This window comes from Caldovatus aquaticus (assembly GCF_019458025.1).
GTDB lineage: Bacteria > Pseudomonadota > Alphaproteobacteria > Acetobacterales > Acetobacteraceae > Caldovatus > Caldovatus aquaticus.
The window spans coordinates 40,227-65,046 of record NZ_JAHZUY010000006.1 but is presented as its reverse complement, the minus strand read 5'-3'; the positions used below and the strand labels follow the sequence as shown (position 1 = coordinate 65,046).

The 24,820-nt window shown below is 73.8% G+C and carries 25 protein-coding genes; 6 read left to right on the top strand and 19 right to left on the bottom strand.

The features are described 5' to 3' along the window. Positions 1 to 35: 35 nt before the first annotated feature. Both K1J50_RS04455 and K1J50_RS04450 read right to left on the bottom strand, forming a co-directional pair. The gene (locus tag K1J50_RS04455) at positions 36 to 452 is read right to left on the bottom strand and encodes a rhodanese-like domain-containing protein (protein ID WP_220116233.1); all 417 of its coding nucleotides are present in this window, start codon (positions 450 to 452) and stop codon (positions 36 to 38) included. An 11-nt stretch (positions 453 to 463) separates the two neighbouring features. Beyond that, positions 464 to 1,123 carry a peroxiredoxin gene (locus K1J50_RS04450; RefSeq protein ID WP_220116232.1) on the bottom strand — a complete coding sequence of 220 codons (660 nt, stop codon included), beginning with the start codon at positions 1,121 to 1,123 and terminating at the stop codon, positions 464 to 466. Positions 1,124 to 1,328: 205 nt separating this feature from the next. On the opposite strand from K1J50_RS04450, the gene K1J50_RS04445 reads away from it, so the two are divergent. Continuing rightward, positions 1,329 to 2,957 carry a 3-(methylthio)propionyl-CoA ligase gene (locus K1J50_RS04445; protein WP_220116231.1) on the top strand — a complete coding sequence of 543 codons (1,629 nt, stop codon included), beginning with the start codon at positions 1,329 to 1,331 and terminating at the stop codon, positions 2,955 to 2,957. Between the two features lie 23 nt (positions 2,958 to 2,980). Continuing rightward, positions 2,981 to 3,697: a cysteate racemase gene (gene cuyB, locus K1J50_RS04440; RefSeq protein ID WP_220116230.1), complete on the top strand. Its 717-nt coding sequence runs from the start codon at positions 2,981 to 2,983 to the stop codon at positions 3,695 to 3,697. A gap of 1,069 nt (positions 3,698 to 4,766) precedes the next feature. Here cuyB and K1J50_RS04435 read toward each other — a convergent pair. Next, positions 4,767 to 4,976, bottom strand: coding sequence for a hypothetical protein (locus tag K1J50_RS04435; RefSeq protein WP_220116229.1), 210 nt, complete (start codon positions 4,974 to 4,976; stop codon positions 4,767 to 4,769). Between the two features lie 269 nt (positions 4,977 to 5,245). Between K1J50_RS04435 and rpsD the strand changes: the two genes are divergently transcribed. Together rpsD and K1J50_RS04425 are read left to right on the top strand one after the other, a co-directional pair. Then, positions 5,246 to 5,863, top strand: coding sequence for a 30S ribosomal protein S4 (gene rpsD, locus K1J50_RS04430; protein ID WP_220116228.1), 618 nt, complete (start codon positions 5,246 to 5,248; stop codon positions 5,861 to 5,863). A 422-nt stretch (positions 5,864 to 6,285) separates the two neighbouring features. Continuing rightward, positions 6,286 to 7,134: a hypothetical protein gene (locus K1J50_RS04425; RefSeq protein ID WP_220116227.1), complete on the top strand. Its 849-nt coding sequence runs from the start codon at positions 6,286 to 6,288 to the stop codon at positions 7,132 to 7,134. Positions 7,135 to 7,173: 39 nt separating this feature from the next. Here the strand turns inward: K1J50_RS04425 and K1J50_RS19515 are convergent, their stop codons facing one another. The 8 genes from K1J50_RS19515 to purC form a co-directional block, all read right to left on the bottom strand. Continuing rightward, the gene (locus tag K1J50_RS19515) at positions 7,174 to 8,448 is read right to left on the bottom strand and encodes a glycosyltransferase (RefSeq protein WP_369413520.1); all 1,275 of its coding nucleotides are present in this window, start codon (positions 8,446 to 8,448) and stop codon (positions 7,174 to 7,176) included. 94 nt (positions 8,449 to 8,542) lie between these two features. Continuing rightward, a complete protein-coding gene (gene grxD / locus K1J50_RS04415) occupies positions 8,543 to 8,881 on the bottom strand; it encodes a Grx4 family monothiol glutaredoxin (RefSeq protein WP_220116226.1) in 339 nt (112 codons plus the stop codon). Positions 8,882 to 8,907: 26 nt separating this feature from the next. Continuing rightward, on the bottom strand, positions 8,908 to 9,141 hold the full coding sequence (locus K1J50_RS04410) for a BolA family protein (protein ID WP_188899646.1): 234 nt from the start codon (positions 9,139 to 9,141) through the stop codon (positions 8,908 to 8,910). 5 nt (positions 9,142 to 9,146) lie between these two features. Beyond that, the gene (gene purL, locus K1J50_RS04405; protein ID WP_220116225.1) at positions 9,147 to 11,372 is read right to left on the bottom strand and encodes a phosphoribosylformylglycinamidine synthase subunit PurL; all 2,226 of its coding nucleotides are present in this window, start codon (positions 11,370 to 11,372) and stop codon (positions 9,147 to 9,149) included. 8 nt (positions 11,373 to 11,380) lie between these two features. Beyond that, positions 11,381 to 12,085 (bottom strand): phosphoribosylformylglycinamidine synthase subunit PurQ, encoded by a 705-nt coding sequence (gene purQ, locus K1J50_RS04400; protein ID WP_220116302.1) that lies wholly within the window; start codon positions 12,083 to 12,085, stop codon positions 11,381 to 11,383. A gap of 83 nt (positions 12,086 to 12,168) precedes the next feature. Further along, positions 12,169 to 12,426, bottom strand: coding sequence for a hypothetical protein (locus K1J50_RS04395; protein WP_220116224.1), 258 nt, complete (start codon positions 12,424 to 12,426; stop codon positions 12,169 to 12,171). A gap of 39 nt (positions 12,427 to 12,465) precedes the next feature. After that, complete coding sequence (gene purS / locus K1J50_RS04390; RefSeq protein WP_220116301.1) at positions 12,466 to 12,705, bottom strand: phosphoribosylformylglycinamidine synthase subunit PurS; 240 nt, start codon at positions 12,703 to 12,705, stop codon at positions 12,466 to 12,468. Next, on the bottom strand, positions 12,705 to 13,469 hold the full coding sequence (purC, locus tag K1J50_RS04385; RefSeq protein ID WP_220116223.1) for a phosphoribosylaminoimidazolesuccinocarboxamide synthase: 765 nt from the start codon (positions 13,467 to 13,469) through the stop codon (positions 12,705 to 12,707). Before purC ends, purS begins: the two co-directional genes overlap by 1 nt. A 492-nt stretch (positions 13,470 to 13,961) precedes the next feature. Here purC and K1J50_RS18960 point away from each other — a divergent pair, with 492 nt between their 5' ends. Then, a complete protein-coding gene (locus tag K1J50_RS18960) occupies positions 13,962 to 14,087 on the top strand; it encodes a hypothetical protein (protein WP_255574917.1) in 126 nt (41 codons plus the stop codon). A 56-nt stretch (positions 14,088 to 14,143) separates the two neighbouring features. Here K1J50_RS18960 and K1J50_RS04380 read toward each other — a convergent pair whose 3' ends face one another. From K1J50_RS04380 to gorA, 8 genes are all read right to left on the bottom strand, one after another. After that, a complete protein-coding gene (locus tag K1J50_RS04380; RefSeq protein ID WP_220116222.1) occupies positions 14,144 to 14,932 on the bottom strand; it encodes an RNA methyltransferase in 789 nt (262 codons plus the stop codon). Next, positions 14,929 to 16,353, bottom strand: a complete 1,425-nt coding sequence (gene cysS, locus K1J50_RS04375) for a cysteine--tRNA ligase (RefSeq protein WP_220116221.1) — start codon at positions 16,351 to 16,353, stop codon at positions 14,929 to 14,931. Before cysS ends, K1J50_RS04380 begins: the two co-directional genes overlap by 4 nt. 1 nt (position 16,354) lies before the next feature. Next, on the bottom strand, positions 16,355 to 17,695 hold the full coding sequence (gltX, locus tag K1J50_RS04370; RefSeq protein ID WP_220116220.1) for a glutamate--tRNA ligase: 1,341 nt from the start codon (positions 17,693 to 17,695) through the stop codon (positions 16,355 to 16,357). Positions 17,696 to 17,759: 64 nt separating this feature from the next. Then, on the bottom strand, positions 17,760 to 18,158 hold the full coding sequence (locus tag K1J50_RS04365) for a hypothetical protein (RefSeq protein ID WP_220116219.1): 399 nt from the start codon (positions 18,156 to 18,158) through the stop codon (positions 17,760 to 17,762). Further along, complete coding sequence (locus tag K1J50_RS04360) at positions 18,155 to 19,825, bottom strand: NAD+ synthase (RefSeq protein ID WP_220116218.1); 1,671 nt, start codon at positions 19,823 to 19,825, stop codon at positions 18,155 to 18,157. The genes K1J50_RS04365 and K1J50_RS04360 overlap by 4 nt, the downstream gene beginning before the upstream one ends. A 71-nt stretch (positions 19,826 to 19,896) precedes the next feature. Continuing rightward, a complete protein-coding gene (locus tag K1J50_RS04355; RefSeq protein ID WP_220116217.1) occupies positions 19,897 to 21,102 on the bottom strand; it encodes a beta/alpha barrel domain-containing protein in 1,206 nt (401 codons plus the stop codon). 19 nt (positions 21,103 to 21,121) lie between these two features. After that, entirely contained in the window at positions 21,122 to 22,507 is a 1,386-nt protein-coding gene (locus K1J50_RS04350) for a class II 3-deoxy-7-phosphoheptulonate synthase (protein WP_220116216.1), read from the bottom strand. 78 nt (positions 22,508 to 22,585) lie between these two features. Continuing rightward, positions 22,586 to 23,968: a glutathione-disulfide reductase gene (gene gorA / locus K1J50_RS04345; protein WP_220116215.1), complete on the bottom strand. Its 1,383-nt coding sequence runs from the start codon at positions 23,966 to 23,968 to the stop codon at positions 22,586 to 22,588. A gap of 321 nt (positions 23,969 to 24,289) precedes the next feature. On the opposite strand from gorA, the gene K1J50_RS04340 reads away from it, so the two are divergent. Beyond that, positions 24,290 to 24,817 carry a hypothetical protein gene (locus K1J50_RS04340; protein ID WP_220116214.1) on the top strand — a complete coding sequence of 176 codons (528 nt, stop codon included), beginning with the start codon at positions 24,290 to 24,292 and terminating at the stop codon, positions 24,815 to 24,817. Positions 24,818 to 24,820: the final 3 nt, after the last annotated feature.

Genomic DNA, 24,820 nt, shown 5'->3' with positions numbered 1-24,820 from the left:
CGAAGCCAGGAACACCGCCGCAGTCTGCCCCGGCCTCAGCGCTGGCGCCAGGGCAGTCCCTCGGCCTTCCAGCCGGCGCGGGTGCCGCGGTGGCCCTGCTCGTCCACCGGACCCTCGAAGCCGTCGGCGACGTTGAAGGCGTGCGGGAATCCCGCAGCCCGCGCCGCCTGGGCGGCGGCGAGGCTGCGCGCCCCGGAGCGGCAGATGAAGTAGAGCCTGTTGAGCGGCGTCAGCCCCGCCTTGCGCAGCTGCTCGATGAAGTGGTCGTTGAGCTGCATCGAGGGGTAGAGCTGCCACTGCACCAGCACCGGCTGCTTCCCCGCGGCCCCGAGATCGGGCAGGCCGACGAAGGTCCACTCCGCCTCGGTGCGCACATCCACCAGCGCCGCCTGGGGGTCGTCCCGCAGCGCCTCCCAGGCGGCGCGGGGCGGGACGTCGGGGACACCCGGCATGTCCGCCCCGCTCAGGCGTTCACGTCCACGTAGCGCAGATAGGGCTTCTTCGTCTCCCAGCCCTGCGGGAAGAGCTTCTTCGCCTCCTCGTCCGGGATCGTGGCGAGGATGATCGCCTTCTCGCCCGGCTTCCAGTTCACCGGCGTGGCGACCTTCCTCTGCGCGGTGAGCTGCAGCGAGTCGATCACCCGCAGGATCTCGTCGAAGTTGCGGCCCGTGCTCATCGGATAGGCGATGATCAGCTTGATCTGCTTGTCCGGCCCGATGACGAAGACGTTGCGCACCGTCTGGTTGTCGGCCGGCGTCCGCCCCTCCGCGGTGTCGCCGGCGGTCGCGGGCAGCATGCCGTAGAGCTTGGAGATCCGGAGGTCCGGGTCGCCGATCATCGGGTAGTTGGGGGCCGCGCCCATCACGTCCTCGATGTCCTTCGCCCAGCCCTTGTGGGATTCGACCGGGTCCACGCTGAGGCCGACGATCTTGACGTTCCGCTTCCGGAATTCCGGCATCAGCCTGGCCATGTAGCCGAGCTCGGTCGTGCAGACCGGCGTGAAGTCCTTGGGATGCGAGAAGAGGATGCACCAGGAATCGCCGATCCACTCGTGGAACCGGATCCGGCCCATCGTCGTGTCGGCCTCGAAATCGGGGGCGATCTGCCCGAGCTGGAGTGCCATGGAATCCTCCTCCGTCAAATTCAGGTCCCGCTTCGGGTCCCGGCCCCTGTGCCGGGGCGGCGCATAAGATGAGCGTCATCGCGGCGGCCAGCAACCGCCGAACCGGCGGGCGGCCCGCGCGCCCCCTGGCGCGCCACCCCGCTCCCGGCATTATTCTGGGACGTGCACCGGCCGGGAAGGCCGGGATCCAGGGAGGTTCGCGCCCATGCTCGGGCTGATGCAGGACTGGCCGCTGCTGCTCCCCCGACTCGTCGACCACGCCGCCCGGCATCACCCGGGGCGGGAGATCGTCACACGCTCGGTCGAGGGGCCGATCCACCGCACCAACTGGAAGGAACTCCGCCTGCGCTCCCTGCGCGTCGCCCAGCGCCTGGCGCGCGACGGCATCCGCCTGGGCGACCGGGTGGCGACGCTCGCCTGGAACACCTGGCGGCACCTCGAGGCCTGGTACGGCATCACCGGCATCGGGGCGATCTACCACACGGTCAACCCGCGGCTCTTCCCCGAGCAGATCGCCTGGATCCTGAACCATGCGGAGAGCCGCGTGATGATGGCCGACCTCACCTTCGTCCCGCTGCTGGAGAAGCTGGCGCCGCGGCTGCCGCACATCGAGCGCTACATCCTGCTGACCGACGCCGCCCACATGCCGGCCTCGACCAGCCTGCCGAACGCGATCCCCTACGAGGAGTGGCTCGCCGAGGCGGACGGCGACTTCGCCTGGGCGAGCTTCGACGAGAACACCGCCGCCGGGCTCTGCTACACCTCCGGCACCACCGGCGAGCCCAAGGGGGTGCTCTACTCGCACCGCTCCAACGTGCTGCACGGCATGGCCTGCTGCGTGCCGGACGCCTTCGGCCTCGCCGCGCGCGACCGGGTGATGCCGGTGGTGCCGATGTTCCACGCCAACGCCTGGGCGATCGCCTTCTGCACGCCGCTCGTCGGCGCCGCGCTGGTGATGCCGGGGGCGAAGCTCGACGGCGCCTCGCTGCACGAGCTGCTGGAGCAGGAGCGCGTGACCTTCACCGCCGGCGTGCCGACGGTATGGCTCATGCTGCTCCAGCATCTCGAGGCCACGGGCGGCCGGCTCTCGAGCCTGGAGCGGGTGGCGATCGGCGGCTCGGCCTGCCCGCGGGCGATGATCCAGGCCTTCCAGGACAAGTACGGCGTGCGGGTGATCCACGCCTGGGGCATGACGGAGATGTCGCCGGTCGGCACCCTCGCCGGCCCCAAGCCGGAGGTTGCGCACCTGACGGGCGAGGCGAAGCTCGACCTGCAGGAGCGCCAGGGCGCGGCGATGTTCACCGTGGACATGAAGATCACCGACGACGAGGGGCGCGAGCTGCCCTGGGACGGGCGGACCTTCGGCCGGCTGAAGGTCAAAGGCCCCGCGGTCGCGCGGCGCTACTACCGGCGCGAGCAGGAGGAGATCCTCGACGCCGACGGCTTCTTCGACACCGGCGACGTGGCGACCATCGACGCCAACGGCTACATGAAGATCACCGACCGGTCGAAGGACGTGATCAAGTCGGGCGGGGAGTGGATCAGCTCCATAGACCTCGAGAACCTCGCGGTCGGCCATCCGGACGTGGCCGAGGCGGCGGTGATCGCGGTGCCGCACCCGAAATGGGGGGAGCGGCCGCTGCTGCTCGCCGTGCCGAAGCCGGGGCGGGAGCCGACCAAGGAGGCGCTGCTCGACTTCCTGCGCCCGAAGGTCGCCAAGTGGTGGCTGCCAAACGACGTGGTGTTCGTCCCCGAGCTGCCGCACACCGCCACCGGCAAGCTGCTCAAGACCAAGCTGCGCGAGGACTACCGGGACTACCGGCTGCCCGAGTGAGCGAGGCGAAGGAACGGCGGGAGATGAACGAGACCACGACCGCGGCGCGCGTGCTCGGCGTGCTCGGCGGCATGGGGCCGCTGGCGAGCGCGCAGTTCATGGTCCGCCTGACGCTGCTGACGCCCGCCGAGCGCGACCAGGACCACATCCCGGCGGTGCTGTGGTCCGACCCGCGCGTGCCGGACCGCACCGCCGCGCGGCTGGCCGGCGGCGAGGACCCGCTGCCCTGGCTGGTGCGCGGCCTGCGCGGGCTGGAGGCGGCCGGCTGCGGCGCCGTGGCGATCCCCTGCAACACGGCGCACGGCTGGTACGACGCGATGCGCGCCGCGACGCGCCTGCCGATCCTGCACATCGTGGACGCCGCGGCGGCGGAGCTGCGCCGCCAGGGCATCGCCGGCGGTCCGGTCGGCGTGATGGGCACCGCCGGCACGCTGGCGATGCGGCTCTACCAGGAGCGGCTGGAGAGCCTCGGCTACGCCTGCCTCGTCCCGGACGAGGAGGAGATGCGGCGCCTGGTCACGCCGGGCATCGCCGCCGTCAAGGCGAACCAGGTCGCCGCCGCCTACGCGCCCCTGGCCGAGGCGGCGCGCGCGCTCGCCGCGCGCGGGGCGCGGGCGGTGGTTCTGGGCTGCACGGAGATCCCGCTCGGCATCGCGGCGGGCCCTGCCCTTCCCTTCCCCGTCGTGGACACGATCGACGCGCTGGCCCGCGCGGCCATCGCCTGGGCCCGCGGCGGCTGAGCGCGCTCCCTCGCCGTCCGCCGGGTCACGGTCGGCGACCCGGCGGGACGAGCACGGAGCCGACTTCGCGCGCGGGGCGGATCGCGACCGGCCGCGCCGGGTCGCGCTCGACCTTGCGGCGCAGGCGCCCGACGCCGAGGGCCATCGAGCGGTGAAGGCGTCCGGCTCCCCGCGCCCGCTCGCCGCCCCGGCAGCCGGTCGCGGTGCAGGGGGCGGTTCGGATGCCCGGCGAGGAGGCGGAGGCGCGCGAATTCGTTCGGGGACGGCGGGGCTTCCGCCGCGTCGGCGAGGATCGGCACGCGCCGCGGCGCGGACGGGGGAGCCGTCGCCGGCCGAGGCAACCTGGAGCCCCTGCCTCGCCAGAGACTGCCCGTCGGCCTGGCGCCGGAGGGGGTCGTCCTCCCGGATCAGCACCGCCGGCACCGCCACCGGTATCGGCCGCCCCCTCGATTCCGCAGCGCACCGCCCCGCTGGTGCCGGCGCGGGCACGGCGTCAAACGTCGCGGTGCCGGCGGGCCCGCCCGGGTCGCGGCCGGCCGACAGCGGATGCTCCGGCCCCTGCGCCGCGCAGCGATCGAACCGGGGACGAAATCCCGCGAGATACGCGTGCCCTGCTGAAACCGCGACGAAACACGCCGGCCGACGGACAGGGGCAGGACGTGCGCACATGGCCGTCGCCCCGCCCCCTGCGCCGATGCGCCCCGCCGCGGCGGCATCCCCGGGCGCGTCGCCGCCGCAACGGCTGCTGGTCGCGCTCTGCGCCGAGGCCACGGCCCCGGACGGGGAAGGGATCGCCCTGTGCGGGCCGGACCGTCGGCCGGTCCTCGCCAATCCGGCGATCGCCCGCCTGCTGTCCGAGGGAGCGCCGGAACGCGCCCCGGGAACCCCGCTCGCCGCGGTCGGCGCAGCGGCGGCTGGCAGCCGGCGCCGGATCCCCCGGCGCGCCGATTCCGCCGGTGCCCGCCCCGAGAGCCGTTTCCGCTCGCCTGTGCCCGCGGCGACGCCTCCGGCCCGTTGCCGGGCGAGCCGAGCCACGCTCCCGGCCGGTTCCGGCCGTCCGCGATCCGCGCTAGTCCTGGTCCAACCGCCGCGCCAGGCGGCGCGCCAGGAGGTAGCCGATGACGCCCGAGACCGGCGCGCCGGGCAGCAGCAGAAGCCAGCCGATGTGCGCCCCCTGCACCACCAGGCCGAGGCCGATGCCGAGCATCAGCCCGCCGACCAGCCCGCCGGTCACGCCGGCCGTCAGGCCGAGCACCAGGATGTCCTCGCGCGTCACCATGGGGCCGCACCAGAGCCGTCTTCGCTCGGCCGGGATCGCCGCAACGGCCCCGGCCCTTTGTCCGCCGAGCCGAGCCACGCTCCCGGCCGGTTCCGGCCGTCCGCGGCGTGCTCTAGGCGGCGCCGGGCCGGTTTGACAAGCCCTGCGCGCGCCCCCTATAGGCCGCGCGCCTCCCGGGAACGCGGACGTGCCCTCGGGGCACGCGCCCGCCTGCGCGCCTGTGCGCGGGCCTACCGGGACAACACCAGCGGAGAAGGACTCGCGCCGCCATGACCAAGCGCGTGGAAGCCAAGTACAAGATCAACCGCCGGCTCGGGGTGAACCTCTGGGGGCGGCCGAAGAGCCCGATCAACAAGAAGGCCTACGGGCCCGGCCAGCACGGGCAGCGCCGCAAGTCGAAGCCGACCGACTATGGCGTGCAGCTGATGGCCAAGCAGAAGCTGAAGGGCTACTACGGCAACATCGGCGAGCGCCAGTTCCGCCGCTATTACCAGGAGGCCGTGCGCCGCAAGGGCGACGCCTCCGAGAACCTGATCGAGCTGCTGGAGCGGCGGCTCGACACGGTCGTCTACCGGATGAAGTTCGCCATCACCCCGTTCGCGGCGCGGCAGTTCGTCAACCACGGGCACGTCCTGGTCAACGGCAAGCGGGTCAACATCCCCTCCTACCTCGTGCGCGACGGCGACCAGATCGAGGTGAAGGAGAAGTCGAAGCAGCTCGCCGTCGTGCTCGACGCGGCGCAGAGCGCGGAGCGCGACGTGCCGGAGTACCTCGAGGTGGACCATCGCGCGATGCGCGGCCGCTTCCTGCGGGCGCCGAAGCTCTCCGACGTGCCCTATCCGGTGCAGATGGAGCCCAATCTGGTGGTGGAGTTCTACTCGCGCTGATCCCGTCCGGACCCTGTCCGGCCCGAGGGGCGCCGGCGCCCGCCGCGTGCGGGGCCGGCGCCTTGCGTTCGGGGATGGCGGCGCGTGTCCCGCGGCGCGACATGGAGTAGGCTGGCGCGGCGCCGCCGCCCCGTCGGAGGAGACGATGCCTCTGGACACCCGCCGCCGCCCTTGCTCGCCGCGGCCTCCGCGCCCGCCGCGCCGCCAGGGCTCTCGGGGCGCGCTCGCCGGAGCGGCAGGTCGGTTCGTGCCGGCGCGACCTGCCATGCCCCGCGCGCCGGACGCCCCGGCCGCCGGCCGGGCCTTCGTGCAGGAGGCGATGCGCGCCGCGGGCGGGCATGGCGCTCCGGCCGGTCCGGTTCCGCCTTCCGGCGGGGTGCGGAAATGACCGCGGCAGCCTGTCCGGCCGGGCGGCGAACACCGTGACCGTCCCGGCGAACAGGGCCGATCGCCTCCGGCCGTGGGCCACGCTGCTGCTGGCGATGCTCCAGCCGCTCGCGGCCGCGCTGGCGCGGGTGTTCGGAATCGGCACGCCGATCGCGGCGATGGCGGCGGCGAGCGGGACGCCGGCGATCCCGGCCGGCTACGCCTTCCTGATCTGGACGCCGATCTTCGCCCTTGCCCTCGCCTACGCCCTCTGGCAGGCGCTGCCGGCACGGCGGGAGGACCCGCTGCTGCGCCGCCTCGGCTGGTGGATCGCTGCCGCCTTCGCCGGGAACGTCGCCTGGATGCTCGCGGCGCAGCTCAGCGGACGGAACGGGTGGCACCTGTTCGTGCTGATCCTGTTCGCGCTGGTGCCGGCGCTGGTCGCCTTCCTGCAGGAGCGCCGCCGGCGCGCGGAGGCGCCGACGGGGCCGGGTCGGCGCTGGGTGCTGCAGCCGCTGCTCGGGCTGCAGGCGGGGTGGCTGACGGCGGCAGCCTTCGCCAACCTGTCGGGGGCGTCGCGGGCGGAGGGCGTGGCGTGGTTCGGTCTCGGGGAGACGGCGGCCGCGGTGCTGCTGCTGCTGGCCGCGGGGCTGGCGGCGGCGGCGATCCTGTGGCTGTCGCGCGGCTCGCCCTGGTTCGCGGGGGCGGCGGCCTGGGCCTTCGCCGCGATCCTGCTCGCCAACATGGGCGAGCGCGGGTGGAACCTGTTCGTCGCCGCGGCGGCGGCCGTGGCGCTGGTGCTGCTCGGCGGCGTGCTGCGCGCGGCCTGGCGACGGGAGGATCGGCAGCGCGCGCCGCCGTCCGTGGCCGTGCCCGGCGCGGACGACGCTGGGCCGGCGGGGTAGCGCCGGCCGGGCCGCCGCGGCGCCGGCGGGCGCAGGCGCTCAGGCCGGCGGTGCCTCCACCGCCGCGGTGAGCGCGGCGAAGACCCGCTCGGGCGCGTAGAGCGCGCAGTAGCCGAGGGCGGCGCGTTCGCGGCGCGCGAACCCGGCCTCGTCGGCGGCGAGGCGGGCGGCCGCGCGGGCGAAGCCCTCCGCGTCCCCGGTGACGAAGAAGGGGCGGTCCGGCGCGGGTGCGAAGCCGGCGGCGCCGGCCGGCGTGGTCACGACCGGCAGGCCGTGGGCCGCGTAGTCCAGCAGCTTGATCTTGAGGCCCGATCCCGCCAGCACCGGCGCCACCGCGCAGGCCGCGCGATGCAGCACCGGGCCGAGGTCGCGCACGACGCCGCGCGCCCGCACGCCCTCCGGCAGGCCGGCGCCGAGCGCGCGGCCGATGCTGCCGCAGATCTCGAGCCGCGCCCCGGGCAGCGTCGCGCGCAGCCGCGGCCAGACCTCGGCGAGGAACCAGCGCATGCCGTCGAGGTTGTGCGCGCTGTCGCTGCCGAGGAAGACGAGCAGGCCGGGCTCGCGCGCGATCGCGGGCGGGCGCGGGCGCGGGAGGGCAGGCATCGGCGCGCAGAGGACGCGGCGCTCCGGCACCAGGTCGCGCAGCAGCGCCTCCTCCTCCGGCTGGATCGCGACGACCGTGCGGGCGAGGCGGAGCAGGTCGCGTTCGTCCTCCGCGGCCAGGCGCTCCGGGTGCAGGCGCAGGCCCCGCACGCTCAGCGCCGCGTGGCGGCGGTGGAACACGTCGTGCGCGATCAGCACCGCCTGCGTTCCGGCGAGGCGCGGGTCGCGCAGGAGGGGCGCGCGGAAGATCGTGTCCACCAGCACCGCCTGCGGCGCCAGCGCGGCGATGCGCGCGGCGGCCCGCTCGGCGGCGGCGGGATCGAGGAAGCGGCCGAGCACGGCATCCACGAGGCCATAGGCCCCGGCGCGGGCGCGGCGGCGCAGCCGCTCGCGCAGCCCGGCCGGCAGCAGAGCGAGCGCCTGGCGGGCGAGGATGCGGGCGGCGGGGCGCGGCGCGGCGGCGATCCAGCCGCGGCCGGCGATCAGGCCCGGCCCCTCCACCCTCACCCGCGCCGGGTCGAGCGCCGCGGCGGCGAGGCGCTGCACCGGCCAGGGCAGGCGCGGGCGCGCGAGCAGGATCAGGACCTCGTGCCCGCGCGCGGCGAGGTGGGCGACGATCGCGTGGTTGACCGCGAGATGCCCGGCAAGACCGGGCCGGGGCACCTCGTCGGTGACGAGGACGATGAGGGAGCGGCGCGCGGGCGTGTCCACGCGCGCCGATTAGGGGCGCGGGCCAGGCCCGCGCCACTCGATTCCGCGCGACGACGCGCGAAGGTGCCGGGGCCCGCCCGGCCGGCGCGCCGCGTCAGGCGCTCGCGTTGTGCGGGATGCCCTTCTCCTCGAGGAGCTGCGCGAGCTCGCCCGACTGGAACATCTCGGTCACGATGTCGCAGCCGCCGACGAACTCGCCCTTGACATAGAGCTGCGGGATCGTCGGCCAGTTGGTGAACTGCTTGATGCCCTCGCGCAGCTCCATGTCCTCGAGCACGTTCACGCCCTTGAAGGGCACGCCCATGTGGCTGAGGATCTGCACGACGCGCGCGGAGAAGCCGCACTGCGGGAAGACCGGCGTGCCCTTCATGTAGAGCACCACCGGGTTCTCCTCGATCTCGGCCTGGATGCGCTGGAAGACGGGGTTGGTCATGGCGATGGGTTCCCTGCGGGGCTGGCTCAGTCGGGGGCGGAGGTCTGCAGCGCCAGTGCGTGCAACTGGCCGCCCATGCGGCCCTGCAGTGCGGCATAGACGATCTGGTGCTGCTTGACGCGAGGCAGGCCGCGGAAGCGTTCCGAGATCACGGTCGCGGCGTAGTGGTCGCCGTCGCCGGCGAGATCCTCGATGGTGACCTGGGCGTCGGGCAGGGCCGCCTTGATCAGCGCCTCGATCTCCTGCGGCTGCATCGCCATCCGCGCTATCTCCCCTCCATGAGGGCGGGCAGGAAGCCTTCATGGGCCTCCCGCAGCCCCGCGAGCGATATGGACCGTCCGCCGGGGAGAACCAAGGCCCCGCCGGGAGCGCCGGCGCGGCCGATGCGGGCGGCGGGGACGCCGGCGGCCGCGGCGGCGGCGAGGAGCGCGGCGCCATCCTCGACCGCGAGGACATAGCGGCCCTGGTCCTCGCCGAACCAGAAGGCATGGGCGGGGATGCCGGCCGGGGGCGGCTCGAGGGTCGCGCCGACATCGCCGGCGAGCGCCATCTCGGCAATGGCGACGAGAAGGCCGCCGTCGGAGACGTCGTGGCAGGCGCGCACGCCTCCGGCGAGGATGCGGGCGCGGACGAAGTCCCCGTTGCGGCGCTCGGCGGCGAGGTCCACGGGCGGCGGCGCGCCCTCCTCGCGCCCGGCGATCTCGCGCAGCCAGAGCGACTGGCCGAGATGCCCGCGCGTCGCGCCGACCAGGACCAGCTCGCAGCCGGGGACGAGGGCGAGGCCGATCGCGCGCGCCGCGTCCTCGATCACGCCGACGCCGCCGATCGCCGGGGTGGGGAGGATCGCACGGCCCTCGGTCTCGTTGTAGAGCGAGACGTTGCCGGAGACGACCGGGAAGTCGAGCGCGCGACAGGCCGCCGCCATGCCACGGATGCAGCCGGCGAACTGGCCCATGATCTCCGGCTTCTCGGGGTTGCCGAAGTTCATGTTGTCGGTGATGGCGAGCGGCGTGGCGCCGGTCGCGGTGATGTTGCGCCAGGCCTCGGCGACCGCCTGCTTGCCGCCCTCCTCCGGGTCGGCGGCGCAGTAGCGCGGCGTGCAGTCGGTGGTGAGGGCGAGGGCGCGGCGGTGGCCCTCGATCCGGACGATGGCGGCGTCGGCGGCGCCGGGGCGGCGGACCGTCTGGCCGCCGACCGTGCTGTCGTACTGGTCCCAAATCCAGCGCCGCGAGCAGAGGTCGGGCGAGCCGACCAGGCGGCGCAGCGCCTCCTCGATGCCGACCGGGTCGGGGACGGAGGCGGGATCGAGCGGGGGCGGCTTCGGCGTCTCCGCGGTGGGGCGGCGATAGAGCGGGGCCTCGGATTCGAGCGGGGCGAGCGGGATGTCGGCCTCGACGGCGCCCTTGTGGCGGATGACGATGCGGCCGGTGTCGGTGAGCCGGCCGATCACCGCGAAGTCGAGCTCCCACTTGCGGAAGATCGCCTCCGCCTCGGCCTCGCGGCCGGGCTTGAGGATCATCAGCATCCGCTCCTGGCTCTCGGAGAGCATCATCTCGTAGGCCGACATGCCCTCCTCGCGCTGCGGCACGGCGTCGAGGTCGAGCTCGATGCCCATGCCCCCCTTCCCCGCCATCTCGACCGAGGAGGAGGTGAGGCCGGCGGCGCCCATGTCCTGGATGGCGACGATGGCATCGGTCGCCATCAGCTCGAGGCAGGCCTCGATCAGCAGCTTCTCGGTGAAGGGGTCGCCGATCTGCACGGTGGGGCGCTTCTCCTCCGCGTCGGCGGAGAATTCGGCGGAGGCCATGGTAGCGCCATGGATGCCGTCGCGCCCGGTCCTGGAGCCGACATAGACGACGGGGTTGCCGACCCCGGTCGCCCTCGCGGTGAAGATGCGGTCGGCGCGGGCGATGCCGACCGTCATGGCGTTGACCAGCGGATTGCCGTTGTAGGCGGGGTGGAAGTTGACCTCGCCGCCGACGGTCGGCACGCCGACGCAGTTGCCGTAGCCGCCTATGCCACGCACCACGCCGTCCAGGATGCGGCGGGTGAGCGGCAGCTTCGGGTCGCCGAAGCGCAGCGCGTTGAGGTTGGCGACCGGGCGCGCGCCCATGGTGAAGACGTCGCGCAGGATGCCCCCCACCCCGGTCGCCGCGCCCTGATAGGGCTCGATGAAGCTCGGGTGGTTGTGGCTCTCCATCTTGAAGACGGCGGCGAGGCCGTCGCCGATGGCGATCACGCCGGCGTTCTCGCCCGGGCCCTGGATCACCCAGGGCGCCCTGGTGGGCAGCTCGCGCAACCACACCTTCGAGGACTTGTAGGAGCAGTGCTCCGACCACATGACCGAGAACACGCCGAGCTCGGTCAGGCTCGGCACGCGGCCGAGGATGGCGAGGACGCGGCCGTATTCCTCGGGCGTGAGGCCGAACTCGGCGGCGAGCTGTCTCGCGCGCCCGGCGGGGAGCGGCTGGGGGGCGGAGTCGGCGGTCATCGGCGGTCTCAGGCGGGGGCGGCGGCGAGTGCGTCCACCAGGCTCTCGAACAGCGGCAGGCCGTCGGTGCCGCCCAGCAGCGGGTCCACGTAGTTCTCCGGGTGCGGCATCAGGCCGAGGACGCGGAGGTTGGGCGAGAGGATGCCGGCGATGTTGCGCGCGCTGCCGTTCAGGTTCGCCTCCGCGGTCGCCTCGCCGCGGGCGTCGCAGTAGCGGAAGGCGACGAGGCCCTCGCCCTCCAGCCGGTCGAGCGTCGCGGCGTCGGCAAAGTAGTTGCCGTCGCCGTGCGCCATCACCGAGCGGAACACCGCCCCCTGCTGCCAGCGGCCGGTGAAGGGCGTGCCGGCGCGCTCGACGCGCAGGTGGCAGTCCATGGAGAGGAAGCGGAGCGAGGCGTTGCGCAGAAGGGCGCCGGGCAGCATCTGGGCCTCGCAGAGGATCTGGAAGCCGTTGCAGACGCCGAGCACGTGGCCGCCGCGCGCGGCGAACTCCCGCACCGCGCGCATGATCGGCGAATGCGCCGCGATCGCGCCGCAGCGCAGGTAGTCGCCGTAGGAGAAGCCGCCGGCGAGGACGACGAGATCGGTGCCGCGCGGCAGCTCGGTCTCGCGGTGGAACAGCAGGGCGGGCGGGCGGCCGGCGGCGCGCTCGAGCGCGATCGCCATGTCGCGCTCGCGGTTGGTGCCGGGGAAGACGATGATGGCGGCGTTCAGGGAAGCCTCCTTCGAGCCGGGGGCCGGGGAGAGATGGCGTGCGCCGGGCCGGGCCGGAAGCCCGTCCGACCCGGCGGGCGCCCTCACCCGCCCTGCCAGATCCTCAGCCAGTTCAGCCCGCCGAGCGTGGCCAGGGTGACGAGCACGGCGATCGCGGCGGCGGTGACCCAGCGGTTCAGCGCCCGCTTCTGCGCCGCGATCCAGCCCTCGACGAGGCCCGGACGGCGCCTGCCCGCCGCGCCGGCGCGGGCGGCGGCGCCCATCCGCTCCTCGCGCCAGCGCAGCCCGGTCGCGATCACCACCGTCAGGACGACCATCACGACCAGGCTGGCCTTGATCATCGGCGCCCTCCCGGCGGCGCGGCGGCCCTCGCCGCCACCTCAGGCGATCTCCACGCGGTAGCTCTCGATCACCAGGTTGGCGAGCAGGCGCCGGGCCATCTCCTCGGCCTGCGCCTTCGCCTTCGCGGGATCGCTCTCGGCCAGTTCGAGCTCGATCACCTTGCCCGCGCGCACCTCGCCGACGCCGGCGAAGCCGAGATTCGCGAGAGCGTGGCCGATCGCCTTGCCCTGCGGGTCGAGGACGCCGGCCTTGGGCATGACGGTGACGCGGGCGCGGATCACTGCATCAGCTCCGGGCCCTTGAGGTCGCGCACCCCGGCCTCGGGCAGGATGCCGAGGCGGCGCGCCACCTCCTGGTAGCCCTCCTCGACCCGGCCGAGGTCGCGGCGGAAGCGGTCCTTGTCCATCTTCTCGCCGGTCTTGGCGTCCCACAGCCGGCAATTGTCGGGCGAGATCTCGTCGGCGACGACGATGCGCATCTCGTCGTTCTCCCACAGCCGGCCGAACTCCAGCTTGAAGTCCACGAGCAGGATGCCGACGCCGAGGAACAGGCCGGAGAGGAAGTCGTTCACCCGCAGCGCCAGCGCCACCATGTCGTCGAGGTCCTGGGTGGAGGCCCAGCCGAAGGCGGTGATGTGCTCCTCGCAGACCATCGGGTCGCCGAGCTGGTCGTTCTTGTAGTAGTATTCGATGATCGAGCGCGGCAGCCGCGTGCCCTCCTGGATGCCGAGGCGCTGGGAGAGGCTGCCGGCGGCGATGTTGCGCACCACCACCTCGAGCGGGATGATCTCCACCTCGCGGATGAGCTGCTCGCGCATGTTGAGGCGGCGGATGAAGTGGGTGGGGATGCCGATCTCGCCGAGGCGCAGCATCAGGTATTCGCTGATGCGGTTGTTCAGCACGCCCTTGCCGGTGATCGTGCCCTTCTTCTGCGCGTTGAAGGCGGTGGCGTCGTCCTTGAAGTACTGCACCAGAGTGCCGGGTTCGGGGCCTTCGAACAGGATCTTGGCCTTGCCCTCGTAGAGCTGCCGGCGTCGCGCCATGGTCGGGGAATCCTCAGATCGCCGCGGTCCGAGGGAGGGGCCGGGCGTGTCGGAGGCGATATAGCAAGGCGGGGCCGGCGAGGCCACCCGGCGCCCCGCGCACGGCAGGGCGCGGGGAGGAGGATGGGCGGCCGGCCCGCACGGCCGGCCGCCGCGCCGCCCAGGCCATGACGGTCCAGGCTTGGCGGCGAGCGCTCCCGGCGAGAGGGCATCGGGCCGGCCTTCCGCCGCCATCAATAACATTTCGGCAACCAGCCATTCATGCGGGCCGGAAGGACAGGAACGGCCCGAAGGAATCGTCAGGCCAAAATTGCATGGCTGAAATGCTCGCATAACGTGGCCGATCATCCTGGCGAAAAAACGCCTTCTTCCAGGGAGCGGCCGGCCCCGAAGATTTCAGCCGCGCCGGAATTCCACCCTGCCTGCCCCATTTTCTCCGCCGCCCGCCTGTGGCATGGACCCCGTTCCAACCCAAGGAGAACCCTGCTGGCCATGCCGAGCGACCGCGACGCCCCCGACGCTCCCCGCCCCCTCTCCGCCGATCTCGGCTGGATCCTCCTGTTCGTCGCCGTAACGGCCTTCGCCGTCGCCGGCATGATCGGGGTGGTGCGGCTGTAACCGCCCCCACTCCCCGTCCGGCAGCCGCCCGCGGCTTCCGCCCGCGCGGGCCGCGGCTACCCGTCCGGCCGTCCCCGCCGCATACGCCCGCGCGACAGCTCGGTGACGACCCCGTGCAGGGTGCGCAGCTCCTGCTCGGTGACCTCGCCGCGCTCGAACCAGTGGCGCAGGTTGCGGATCATGCCCGGGCGCTTCTGCTCGTGGTCGAGGAAGCCGCTGGCGTCCAGCTCCGCGATCAGGCGATCGAGGAACGCCTCGAGCTGGGCCTTGGTGGCGGGGCGGGTCTCGTTGGTCATCAGCACGCGCGGCGGCGTGGCCTCGGCCGCCGTCCACCACTCGTAGGCCAGCACCATCACCGCCTGGGCGAGGTTCAGGCTCATGAAGGCGGGGTTGAGCGGGTAGCGCACCAGCGTGTCGGCGCGCGCCAGGTCCTCCGCGGTGAGGCCGGCGCGCTCGGGGCCGAACAGCACCGCGGCGCGCAGGCCGCGCGCGGCGATGTCGCGCAGCTCGGCAGCGGCGGCGCGCGCCGTGAGCACCGGGATGATCACGTGGCGCGGCCGCGGACAGGTGGCGAGGACGCGGTGGCAGTCGGCGACGGCGCTGGCGACGTCCGGGAACACCTGCGCCGCCTCGAGGATGCGGTCGGCGCCGGCCGCGGCGCGCCAGGCGTGGGGCTGCGGCCAGCCGTCGCGCGGCGCCACCAGGCGCAGATGGAACAGCCCGCCATTGCCCATGGCACGGGCGACGGCGCCGATGTTCTCGGCGAGCTGCGGACGGACCAGGACGATGATCGGGCTCTCCCCGGGCGGCGGGGCGAGGTCGGCGCCGCCGTCGCGGCCGGTCATGCGCGGCGCCAGGTGGTGCCCTGGGGGCCGTCCTCGAGGACGATGCCCCGGGCCGCCAGTTCGTTGCGGATGCGGTCGGCCTCGGCGTAGTCCCGGCGCCGGCGCGCCGCGGCGCGGGCGGCGATCGCGGCCTCGATCGCCGCGACGTCCTCGCCGCCATGCAGCCAGGCCACCGGGTCGGCGGCGAAGAGGCCGAGCGGGGCCGCGGCGCGGCGGAACGCCTCCGCCGCAAGACCCGGGACGACCGGCCAGTCGCGGCCGATGCGATGCAGCACCGCAGTCGGCGAGCCGCCGACGCTCGCGACATTCTCGAGCGTGCGCAGGTCGCGCAGGCGGGCGAGCGCGAGCGGGGTGTTGAGGTCGTCGAGCAGCGGCGCGATCGCCCATTCCGCCATCTCGGCGATGCGCGCCTGGTCGGCGGGCGGCGCCGCCGCGCGCGACAGCATGGCGTAGACGTCGTCGAGCTCCTTGCGCGCCTCCTCGAGCGCGGGGAAGCTGAAGTCGAGCTCCTGCCGGTAGTGGGTGCGCAGCAGCAGCAGCCGGAACGCCTCGCCGGCCCACGGCCCGCGCGCGAGGATGTCGCGCACGGTGAAGAAGTTGCCGAGCGACTTCGACATCTTCTCGCCGTTGACCAGCAGCATGCCGTTATGCAGCCAGTACCGCGCCATGATGGGCGTGCCGAAGGCGCAGCGGCTCTGCGCGATCTCGTTCTCGTGGTGCGGGAAGATCAGGTCGTGGCCGCCGCCGTGGATGTCGAACACCTCGCCGAGATACTTCCACGACATGGCGGAGCACTCGATGTGCCAGCCCGGCCGGCCGCGGCCCCAGGGGCTGTCCCAGCCGGGCAGCTCGGGCGGCGAGGGCTTCCACAGCACGAAGTCGGCCGGGTCGCGCTTGTAGGGCGCGACCTCGACGCGCGCGCCGGCGATCAGCTCCTCGCGCGAGCGGCCGGACAGCCGGCCGTAGTCCGGGAAGGTGGCGACCGAGAACAGCACGTGGCCGTCCGCCACGTAGGCGTGGCCGCGCGCGATCAGGCGCTCGATCAGTGCGACCATCTCGGGGATGGAGGCGGTGGCGCGCGGCTCGTGGTCCGGAGGCAGGCAGCCGAGCGCCGCCATGTCGCGGTGGAACTCCGCCGTGGTGCGCTCGGTGATGGCGGCGATCGGTTCGCCGGTCTCGAGGGCGCGCGCGTTGATCTTGTCGTCCACGTCGGTGATGTTGCGCACGTAGGTGACGCGCGGGTAGAGGCGGCGCAGCAGCCGGTAGAGCACGTCGAACACCACGACCGGCCGCGCGTTGCCGAGATGCGCGAGGTCGTAGACGGTGGGGCCGCAGACATACATGCGCACATGCTGCGGGTCGAGCGGGACGAAAACCTCGTCCGCGCGGGTCAGGCTGTTGTGCAGGATCAGCTCGGGCATGTCAGCTCGCGGAGGTGGCGGCGCTGCGGAGGCGCTGCGCGGCGCGCTCGCGCCCGATCAGCGGCAGCAGGGTCTTGAGGTCGGGGCCGTGCTCCTCGCCCGTGAGGGCGAGGCGCAGCGGGCGGAACAGGGCGCGGCCGCTGCGGCCGGTGCGCGTCCGGAGCGCCTCCGTCCAGGCGGACCACGTCGTCTCGTCCCAGGGCTCGGGCGGCAGGGTGTCGAGCGCGGCGCGCAGGAACTCCCCCTCCCCCGGAAGCGCCGGCGGGACGATGGTGCCGCGCACCACCTCCCACCAGACGCGCGCCTCGGCGAGAAGATCGAGGTTGCCGCGCACCGCGAGCCAGAAGCGCTCGTCGGCGCCCTCCGGCAGCCTGTCGCGCACCGCCTCGAACGGCGCCTCGCGCAGCGCGCGGCGGTTCAGGGCGAGGAGCTGCTGCGGATCGAAGCGCGCGGGCGAGCGCGAGACCTGGGCGAGGTCGAATTCCGCGACCAGCTCGCGCGGCATCGCCGGGCGCGGGTCGCGCGCGGTGCCGAGCGCGGCGAGGTAGCCGGCGAGCGCGGCGGGCTCGATCCCGTCGCGGCGGAGCTGGCGCAGCGAGACGCTGCCGAGGCGCTTGGAGAGCGGGCCGCCCTCGGCGTCAACGAGCAGCGGCAGATGGGCGAAGGCGAGCGCCGCCGGGTCGCCGCCGAGCGCCTCGTAGAGGTCGAGCTGGATGCCGGTGTTGGTCACGTGGTCCTCGCCGCGCACCACATGGGTGATGCCGGTCTCGAGGTCGTCCACCACCGACGCGAAGGTGTAGAGCGGCGTGCCGTCGGCGCGGATCAGCACGGGGTCGCTGACGGCCTGCAGCCGCACCTGGCGCTCGCCGAGCACCAGGTCGCGCCAGGCGATGGTGCGCGCGGAGAGCAGGAAGCGCCAGTAAGGCCGCTTGCCGTTGGCGAGGGCGCGCTCGTACTGCTCGCGCGTCATCTTGAGCGCCTCGCGGTCATAGACCGGGGGGCGGCCCTCGCGCAGGCGCCGCTCGCGCTTGGCGCGCAGCTCCTCCTCGCTCTCGAAGCAGGGGTAGAGGCGGCCCGCGGCCTTCAGGCGCTCGGCGGCGGCGGCGTAGCGGTCGAGGCGGTCGGACTGGCGCAGGAACTCGTCCCAGTCGAGGCCGAGCCAGCGCAGGTCCTCCTCGATCGCGGCGGCGAACTCGGGCTTCGAGCGTTCGCGGTCGGTGTCGTCGAGCCGCAGCAGGAAGGTGCCGCCGTGGCGGCGCGCGACGAGCCAGTTGACGAGCGCGAGGCGCGCGTTGCCGACATGGAGGAAGCCGGTCGGCGCGGGGGCGAAGCGCAGCTTCATCCCGGCGCCCGCCGCCGGCGGGGTCCGGGCGCGGCGCAGCGGCGCGCGCTGCCGGCGCGGCCGCTCACGGCTCCTCGTCCCCCTCGTCGCCGCCGGCGTAGCGCCGCGGATCGAGGGCGCGCCAGTTGCGCTCCTCCGCGTCGGCGACGGGGATGCGGGCGAAGTCGCGCAGCTCGGTGGCGCTGCGCCAGGCCTGGTCGTCGCGGCCGACGATCTCGGCATCCTCGCCGTAGGCGAACCAGGCCTCCAGCACCTGCTCCGGCGTCATGCCGGGAGCGCGGCAGCGCTCGACCGAATCCCGCACGTAGCGGCGGGCGAAGGCGTTGGCGTGCGCGAGCGTGGCGAAGCCGCGGACCACCTCGACCGGCTCGCTGCCGTTGGCGCCGGACAGGTCGCGGATGCGCACCGCATAGCCGCCGGGGGTGCCGAACAGCCCGCTGTCGAAGACGCTGCCGCCGCTCATGCCACGAGGTCCGTGAAGCCGTTGGTGATGGGGTAGCGCCGGTCGCGCCCGAAGGCGCGCTGGGTGATCTTCACCCCCGGCGGCGCCTGGCGGCGCTTGTACTCGGCGCGGTCGAGCATGCGCCAGACGCGCAGCACCATGGCGCGGTCGAACCCTTCCGCGACCATCGCCTCCACGCTCTTCTCGCCCTCGACCAGGCCCTCCAGGATCGCGTCCAGAACCTCGTAGGGCGGCAGGGTGTCCTGGTCCTTCTGGCCGGGCTTGAGCTCGGCGGAGGGCGGCTTGGCGATCACCCGCTCCGGCATCACCGGGCCGCGCGGGCCGAGCGCGCCGGGCGGGAGGTTGGCGTTGCGCCAGCGCGCGAGCGCGAAGACGGTCGTCTTGTACACGTCCTTCAGCACCGAGTAGCCGCCGCACATGTCGCCGTAGAGCGTGGCGTAGCCCACGCTCATCTCGCTCTTGTTGCCGGTGGTGAGCAGCATGTCGCCGAACTTGTTGGACAGCGCCATCAGCGTGACGCCGCGGATGCGCGCCTGGATGTTCTCCTCGGTGGTGTTGGGCGGGAGGCTGCCGAAGGCCGGCGCCAGCATGGCCCGGAAGGCCTCCATCGCCGGGCCGATGCCGATCGTCTCGTAGCGGATGCCGAGCAGGTCGGCGACGGCGGCGGCGTCCTCCAGGCTCTCGCGGCTGGTGTAGGGCGAGGGCAGCATCACCGCGCGCACGCGCCGCGGCCCGAGCGCGTCCGCAGCGACCGCGGCCGAGAGGGCGCTGTCGATGCCGCCCGAGAGGCCGAGCACCACGCCGGGGAAGCGGTTCTTCTCCACGTAGTCGCGCAGGCCGAGCATCATCGCGCGGTAGATCTGCTCGAGGCGCGGCACCGGCGGCGGCAGGGGCCGCGGCGCGCAGACCAGGCGCCCGCCCTCGCGCCGCCACTCGGTCAGCGCGATCGCCTCCTCGAACATCGGCAGCACCGCGGCGAGCGAGCGGTCGGGGTTGAGGACGAAGCTCGCGCCGTCGAAGACGAGCTCGTCCTGGCCGCCGACCTGGCCGAGGAAGACGAAGGGCAGGCCCGTCTCCACCACCCGCGCGATGCCGAGCTGGAGGCGGCGCTCGTGCTTTTCCGCCTCGAAGGGCGAGGCGTTGATCGAGAGCAGGATCTCGGCGCCGCTCTCGGCCAGCGTCTCCGAGACGGCCTGGAACCACCAGTCCTCGCAGATCATCAGGCCGAGGCGGAAGCCGCGGAAGGCGACGGGCCCCGGACACGGACCGGGATCGAAGACGCGCTTCTCGTCGAACACGCCGTAGTTCGGCAGCTCGTGCTTGGCGCGGCGGGCGAGGGTGCGGCCGCCCTCGAGGACGAACAGTGCGTTGTAGAGCTTGTCTCCGTCCTGCCAGGGACCGCCGACCACGAGGCCGGGGCCGCCATCCGCCGTCTCCTGCGCGAGGTCGGCGATGGCGGCGGCGCAGGCCTCGACGAAGGCCGGCTTGCGGACCAGGTCCTCCGGCGGGTAGCCGGAGATCGAGAATTCGGGCGTGACGACGAGATCGGCGCCGTGCCGTGCCGCTTCCGCCCGCGCCCGGCGGATGCGCTCCGCATTGGCGCGGAGGGCGCCCATGTGGGGGTTGATCTGGGCGAGCGCGATGCGGAGCGTGTCGGCGGCGGCCATGGCTGCCGGAACCTAGGGAGGCGGGGGGTGAGGGTCAACGCGCGGGGCCGGGCCACCCCCCGCGGCGCCGGTCAGGTCGCGGCCCCGGCGGCCGCGCCCGTGCCGCCGCGCCGCCGTTCGCCGTTGCGGCGGAGGAGGAATTCGCGCCCGACCTTCACCCGCGGCGTGCCGTCGTATTCGACGATGTCGGCGGTGGCGTAGGTCTCGCTCCAGGCCTCGGGGAGGAAGCTCCCGGTGCCGACCAGGTCGATCGGCGCCCGGGCCTCCGCCATCACCCGGCACTTGGCGACATTGAAGCCGGAGGAGGCGACGATCCGCACCTTGGGGAAGCCGGCCTCGTCCAGCGCCTCGCGCATGCGCCAGATGGCGGCGGCGGAGACGCCGGTGCCGACCAGGTAGCGCAGCTCCGTCTCGCTGCGGTAGCGGCGGATCGCCTGGGGCGCGTGCCGCTCCAGCACGGCGTAGCTCTCCGCCGGGTCGAGGGTCTCGAGGAAGCGGCCGCCGTGGGTGTCGAGGCGCACCGCGAGGCGCCCGGCGGCGGCGAGCTCGGGGAAGCGGCGGCAGACGGCGAGGCCGTCCGTCACCTCGCGTCCGAAATAGTCCGTGAGGACGGTGAGGTCCTCGTCCGGGAAGGTCTCGTGGAACATCTCGGCGGCGCGCACGGTCGAGCCGGCGTAGCCGATCAGCGCGTGCGGCATGGTGCCGCGCCCGCGCGCGGCGCCGAAGTAGTGCGCGGTGGCGTCGCTGGCGCCGCCGATGAAGCCCCTGGCGCCCTCGCGCCGCGCCGCCGCGCTGCCGACGGCGGCAGCGTACTCCATCATCTCCTGCATCTCGAAGCCGGCGCAGTGGCGCGCCTCCATGGCGAGGAAGGCGACCTGCGGCAGCTCCAGGCACATCTGGTAGGCGTTGTGCGCGGCGACGCAGGGCGGGCCGAGCTTCTGCAGGTAGATCGTCTCGAGATCGGCGAGCTGCGCGAGCGAGCCGGTGATGTAGAAGATCGGGTCGCCGGCGCCGACCCAGCGGCCCTCCTCGTGCATCAGCTCGATCTCGAAGCGCGTGCCGCGCGCGGCAGCGACGCGCTCGAGCCATTCGATGGCAAGGCGCGGGGCGGAGATGACGGGGCGGCGCATGAACACCGCGTAGGTGACGCGGCAGTCGCCGAAGCGGGAGACGATCGCCCGGGTGCGGTTGAAGTAGCTGTCGGTGCGCGCGGCGATGACGGCGTCGGAGACGTCCGAGGCGGACGGCTCCCGCCCTGCCGCCGGCCCCGCCGTCACGGCGCCGCCGCCCGCGCCGTCACTGCGCCGCCTGGGCCGGCGCGGCGTCGGCCCGCGCGCGGCGCGCCTTCAGCTCCTCGGCGAGGAGGAAGGCGAGCTCCAGCGACTGCTCGGCGTTGAGCCGCGGGTCGCAGAAGGTGGCGTAGTTGGCCGCGAGGTCGGCCTCGGAGAGGCGGTGCGCGCCGCCGAGGCATTCCGTCACCTCCTGCCCCGTCATCTCGACATGCACGCCGGCGGGCCAGGTGCCCTCCGCGTGGTGGACCTCGAAGAAGCGGTGCACCTCGGCGAGGATCGCGTCGAAGCGGCGGGTCTTGTAGCCGTTCACGGTGGTGGTGTTGCCGTGCATCGGGTCGCACAGCCAGACCACGTGGCGCCCGGCACGCTGCACGGCACGGACCAGCGGCGGCAGCTTCGCCTCGACCTTGTCCGCGCCCATGCGGGAGATCAGGGTCAGGCGCCCCTTCTCGTTCGCCGGGTTGAGAATCTCGGTCAGGCGGACCAGCTCGCCCGCGTCCATGGTGGGCCCGACCTTCATGCCGATCGGGTTCCTCACGCCGCGCAGGAACTCGACATGGGCGCCGTCCGGCTGGCGGGTGCGATCGCCGATCCAGAGGAAGTGGGCGGAGCAGGCGTACCAGTCGCCGGTGGTGGAATCGATCCGCGTCAGCGCCTGCTCGTAGGGCAGCAGCAGGGCCTCGTGGCTGGTGTAGAAGTCGGTCTCGCGCACCTCGCGCAGCTCGCCCATGCCGCAGGCGGACATGAAGTTCAGCGTCTCGTCGATGCGGTGCGCGAGGTCGGCGTAGCGGTCGGCGAGCGGGCTGCGCCGCACGAAGCCGAGGTTCCAGCGGTGCACCTGGTGCAGATCGGCGTAGCCGCCGGTGGCGAAGGCGCGCAGCAGGTTGAGCGTGGCGGCGGACTGCAGGTAGGCGAACTCCATCCGGCCCGGATCGGGAACGCGCGCCTCGGCCGTGAACTCCGGGCCGTTGATGATGTCGCCGCGGTAGGAGGGAAGCGTCACGCCGTCGCGCGTCTCGGTGTCGGAGCTGCGCGGCTTGGCGAACTGGCCGGCCATGCGGCCGAGCTTCACCACCGGCAGGGCGGCGCCGAAGGTCAGCACCACCGCCATCTGCAGCAGCACGCGGAAGGTGTCGCGGATGATGTTGGCGTTGAAGTCGGCGAAGCTCTCGGCGCAGTCGCCGCCCTGGAGCACGAAGGCCTGGCCGTCCCCGGCGCGGGCGAGCGCGGCCTTGAGGCGCCGCGCCTCCCCGGCGAAGACCAGGGGCGGGAAGCCCGCGATCCGGCGCTCCATGGCCTCCAGACGCGCGGGGTCGGGGTAGTCCGGGACCTGCCGGATCGGCATGGCCCGCCAACTGCCCGGGTGCCACGCGGCGCGCGCCGTGTTCATCAGCCAACTCTCCCTTGCGAGCGCGGGAGATTAGCGCCCGGCGGCCCGGCGATCCACGGGGGGAGGGCCCGGCCCGGGCTATTCCGCCGCCCGGGCCTTCTCGGGCAGCCCGGCCTCGCGGACACGGGTGCGGAGGGTGACGAACTCCTCCGCCGCGGTCGGGTGGATGCCGATGGTCCGGTCGAAGTCCTCCTTGGTCGCGCCCATCCCCACGGCGATGCCGATGCCCTGCATGATCTCGGGCGCGTCCTCGCCGAGCATGTGGGCCCCGAGGACCTTCCGGCTGCGCTGGCAGACGACGAGCTTCATCAGGGTGCGCCGCGGCCGGCGGCTGATGGTGTGGCGCATCGGGGCGAAGCGGGTGAGGTAGATGTCGCAGGGCCCCTGCGCCGCGGCGTCGGCCTCCGTCATGCCGACGGTCGCGATCGGCGGGGCGGAGAAGACGGCGGTCGGGACGTTGCGGTAGCTGACGCGGCGCGGCGCATTGCCGAACAGCGTGTCGGCGAGCGCGTGGCCGGCGGCGGTGGCCATCGGCGTGAGGTTCAGCTTGTCCGTCACGTCGCCGATGGCGAAGATGTGGGGCCGGGTGGTGGCGTGGTCCTCGTCCACGATCACCGCCCCTTCCTCGGTGCAGGCCACCCCCGCCGCCTCCAGGCCGAGGCCGCGGGTGTTGGGTGCGCGGCCGGTGGCGAAGAGGACGCAATCGGCCTCGATCTCGTCGCCGCGGCGGGTGCGGAGGACAAGCGCCCGGCCGCGGCGCTCGAGCGCGGCGGGCTGCTGGCCGGGGTGGAGGCGGATGCCCTGGGCGTCGTAGGCGTCGCGCAGCGCGGCGCGCAGGTCGTGGTCGAAGCCGCGCAGCGGCAGGTCGGCGCGATAGACCAGGTCCACCTCGGCGCCAAGGCCGTGGTAGATGCCGGCGAACTCCACCGCGATGTAGCCCGAGCCGACGATGGCGATGCGCCGCGGCCGGGCGTGCATGGTGAAGACGTCGTCCGAGATCAGCCCGAGCTCGGCGCCCGGGATGTCCGGGCGCGTCGGGCGGCCGCCGGTGGCGATGACGATGCGCTCGGCGGTGACGCGGGACTCGCCGACCTGGAGGGTGTGCGGATCGAGGAAGGCGGCGCGGCACTCGAAGACGGTGCAGCCCGCGTTCTCGAGCAGGCTCCGGTAGAGGGCGGAAAGGCGCTGCACCTCGGCGTCGCGGGCGGCGGCGAGCTTCTCCCAGTGGTGCGGGCCCTTGCGCACGTCCCAGCCGAAGGCGGCGGCATCCTCGATCCAGGCGCCGTATTCGGCGGCATTGACCATGATCTTCTTCGGCACGCAGCCGACATTGACGCAGGTTCCGCCCCAGAAACGCTCCTCGGCGACGGCGACGCGCGCGCCGTGGCCCGCGGCGATGCGTGCGCAGCGCACGCCGGCCGAGCCGCCGCCGATGACGAAGAGGTCGTAGTCGTAGGGCATCGCGGGGGGATCCTGGGCTGTGCCTCGCCGGCGGGCGGACCGGCCGGCCTCCGGCCTGAATGCCCGCTTCGCGCGGCGGGCGCCAGGGGTTGCGCCCGGGCGCCTCCCGCGCCGGCCGGGCGAAGGGCCGGCGCTCCGGGTTCGCGCCGGGCCGGGCGCGGCGCGAGGCATCCGCTGCCGGCGAGAGGGGCGCGCCGGAGAGGAGGCACCGGCCAGGCGGGTCGCAGCGGCCCGGAAGCCCCCGATGCCGCCCGACTTTCCGATGGCACAACGGTTTCCGAGTTGATAACGTCCGCGTGAACCTGACCGAGGGGGATGGGCATGGTTCGCGCCAAGCTGGCCGGTGCGCTGTTCGGTCTTGCCCTGCCGGTCGCGCTTGCCATGCCGGCGGCGGCGCGGTCCGGCCTGCCGGGTCCTTCGGTGCCGGCCGCGCCGGGGCCGGCGCCGGTCAGCGAGCAGACGCTGCGGGCCGGCGCCTTCCGGATCGCGGACATCCCCGTGTACTGCGGCCCGGTTCCCACGGTCGTGGTGCCCCGTCTCGGCGACCTCGCGCAAGCCAGCCCGAGGCCGACGCAGATCCTGCTGCACCCGGCGTTCTTCGAGCAGGACCCGCTGGTCCAGTTCTTCGTGTACGGCCACCAGTGCGCGCACGTGAACGGCGTGAAGGCCGAGGCCCAGGCGGATTGCGCGGCCATCCGCCTGGGCCTGGCCATGGGCTGGTTCACCGCGGACACCCTTCCGTACCTGCTCGAGGAGCTCGAGCGGGGCGTCCCCGGCTGGACCCATTCGCCCGGCCCGCAGCGGGTCCGGGCCATCCTTCCCTGCGCGCACGCCCGCCCGCCCCGATGAGGC

Coding starts and splice junctions, on each gene's coding strand:
- K1J50_RS04365 (WP_220116219.1), bottom strand. CDS start 18,158: ATGAGCGGCGGCAGCGTCTTCGACAGCGGGCTGTTCGGCACCCCCGGC.
- K1J50_RS04410 (WP_188899646.1), bottom strand. CDS start 9,141: ATGGCGATGCAGCCGCAGGAGATCGAGGCGCTGATCAAGGCGGCCCTG.
- purL (WP_220116225.1), bottom strand. CDS start 11,372: ATGACCGCCGACTCCGCCCCCCAGCCGCTCCCCGCCGGGCGCGCGAGA.
- K1J50_RS04445 (WP_220116231.1), top strand. CDS start 1,329: ATGCTCGGGCTGATGCAGGACTGGCCGCTGCTGCTCCCCCGACTCGTC.
- cysS (WP_220116221.1), bottom strand. CDS start 16,353: ATGCCCGAGCTGATCCTGCACAACAGCCTGACCCGCGCGGACGAGGTT.
- gorA (WP_220116215.1), bottom strand. CDS start 23,968: ATGCCCTACGACTACGACCTCTTCGTCATCGGCGGCGGCTCGGCCGGC.
- K1J50_RS04360 (WP_220116218.1), bottom strand. CDS start 19,825: ATGGCCGCCGCCGACACGCTCCGCATCGCGCTCGCCCAGATCAACCCC.
- K1J50_RS18960 (WP_255574917.1), top strand. CDS start 13,962: ATGCCGAGCGACCGCGACGCCCCCGACGCTCCCCGCCCCCTCTCCGCC.
- K1J50_RS04380 (WP_220116222.1), bottom strand. CDS start 14,932: ATGACCGGCCGCGACGGCGGCGCCGACCTCGCCCCGCCGCCCGGGGAG.
- rpsD (WP_220116228.1), top strand. CDS start 5,246: ATGACCAAGCGCGTGGAAGCCAAGTACAAGATCAACCGCCGGCTCGGG.
- gltX (WP_220116220.1), bottom strand. CDS start 17,695: ATGAAGCTGCGCTTCGCCCCCGCGCCGACCGGCTTCCTCCATGTCGGC.
- K1J50_RS04450 (WP_220116232.1), bottom strand. CDS start 1,123: ATGGCACTCCAGCTCGGGCAGATCGCCCCCGATTTCGAGGCCGACACG.
- cuyB (WP_220116230.1), top strand. CDS start 2,981: ATGAACGAGACCACGACCGCGGCGCGCGTGCTCGGCGTGCTCGGCGGC.
- K1J50_RS04350 (WP_220116216.1), bottom strand. CDS start 22,507: ATGAACACGGCGCGCGCCGCGTGGCACCCGGGCAGTTGGCGGGCCATG.
- grxD (WP_220116226.1), bottom strand. CDS start 8,881: ATGACCAACCCCGTCTTCCAGCGCATCCAGGCCGAGATCGAGGAGAAC.
- K1J50_RS04395 (WP_220116224.1), bottom strand. CDS start 12,426: ATGATCAAGGCCAGCCTGGTCGTGATGGTCGTCCTGACGGTGGTGATC.
- K1J50_RS04340 (WP_220116214.1), top strand. CDS start 24,290: ATGGTTCGCGCCAAGCTGGCCGGTGCGCTGTTCGGTCTTGCCCTGCCG.
- K1J50_RS04455 (WP_220116233.1), bottom strand. CDS start 452: ATGCCGGGTGTCCCCGACGTCCCGCCCCGCGCCGCCTGGGAGGCGCTG.
- purC (WP_220116223.1), bottom strand. CDS start 13,469: ATGGCGCGACGCCGGCAGCTCTACGAGGGCAAGGCCAAGATCCTGTTC.
- K1J50_RS04435 (WP_220116229.1), bottom strand. CDS start 4,976: ATGGTGACGCGCGAGGACATCCTGGTGCTCGGCCTGACGGCCGGCGTG.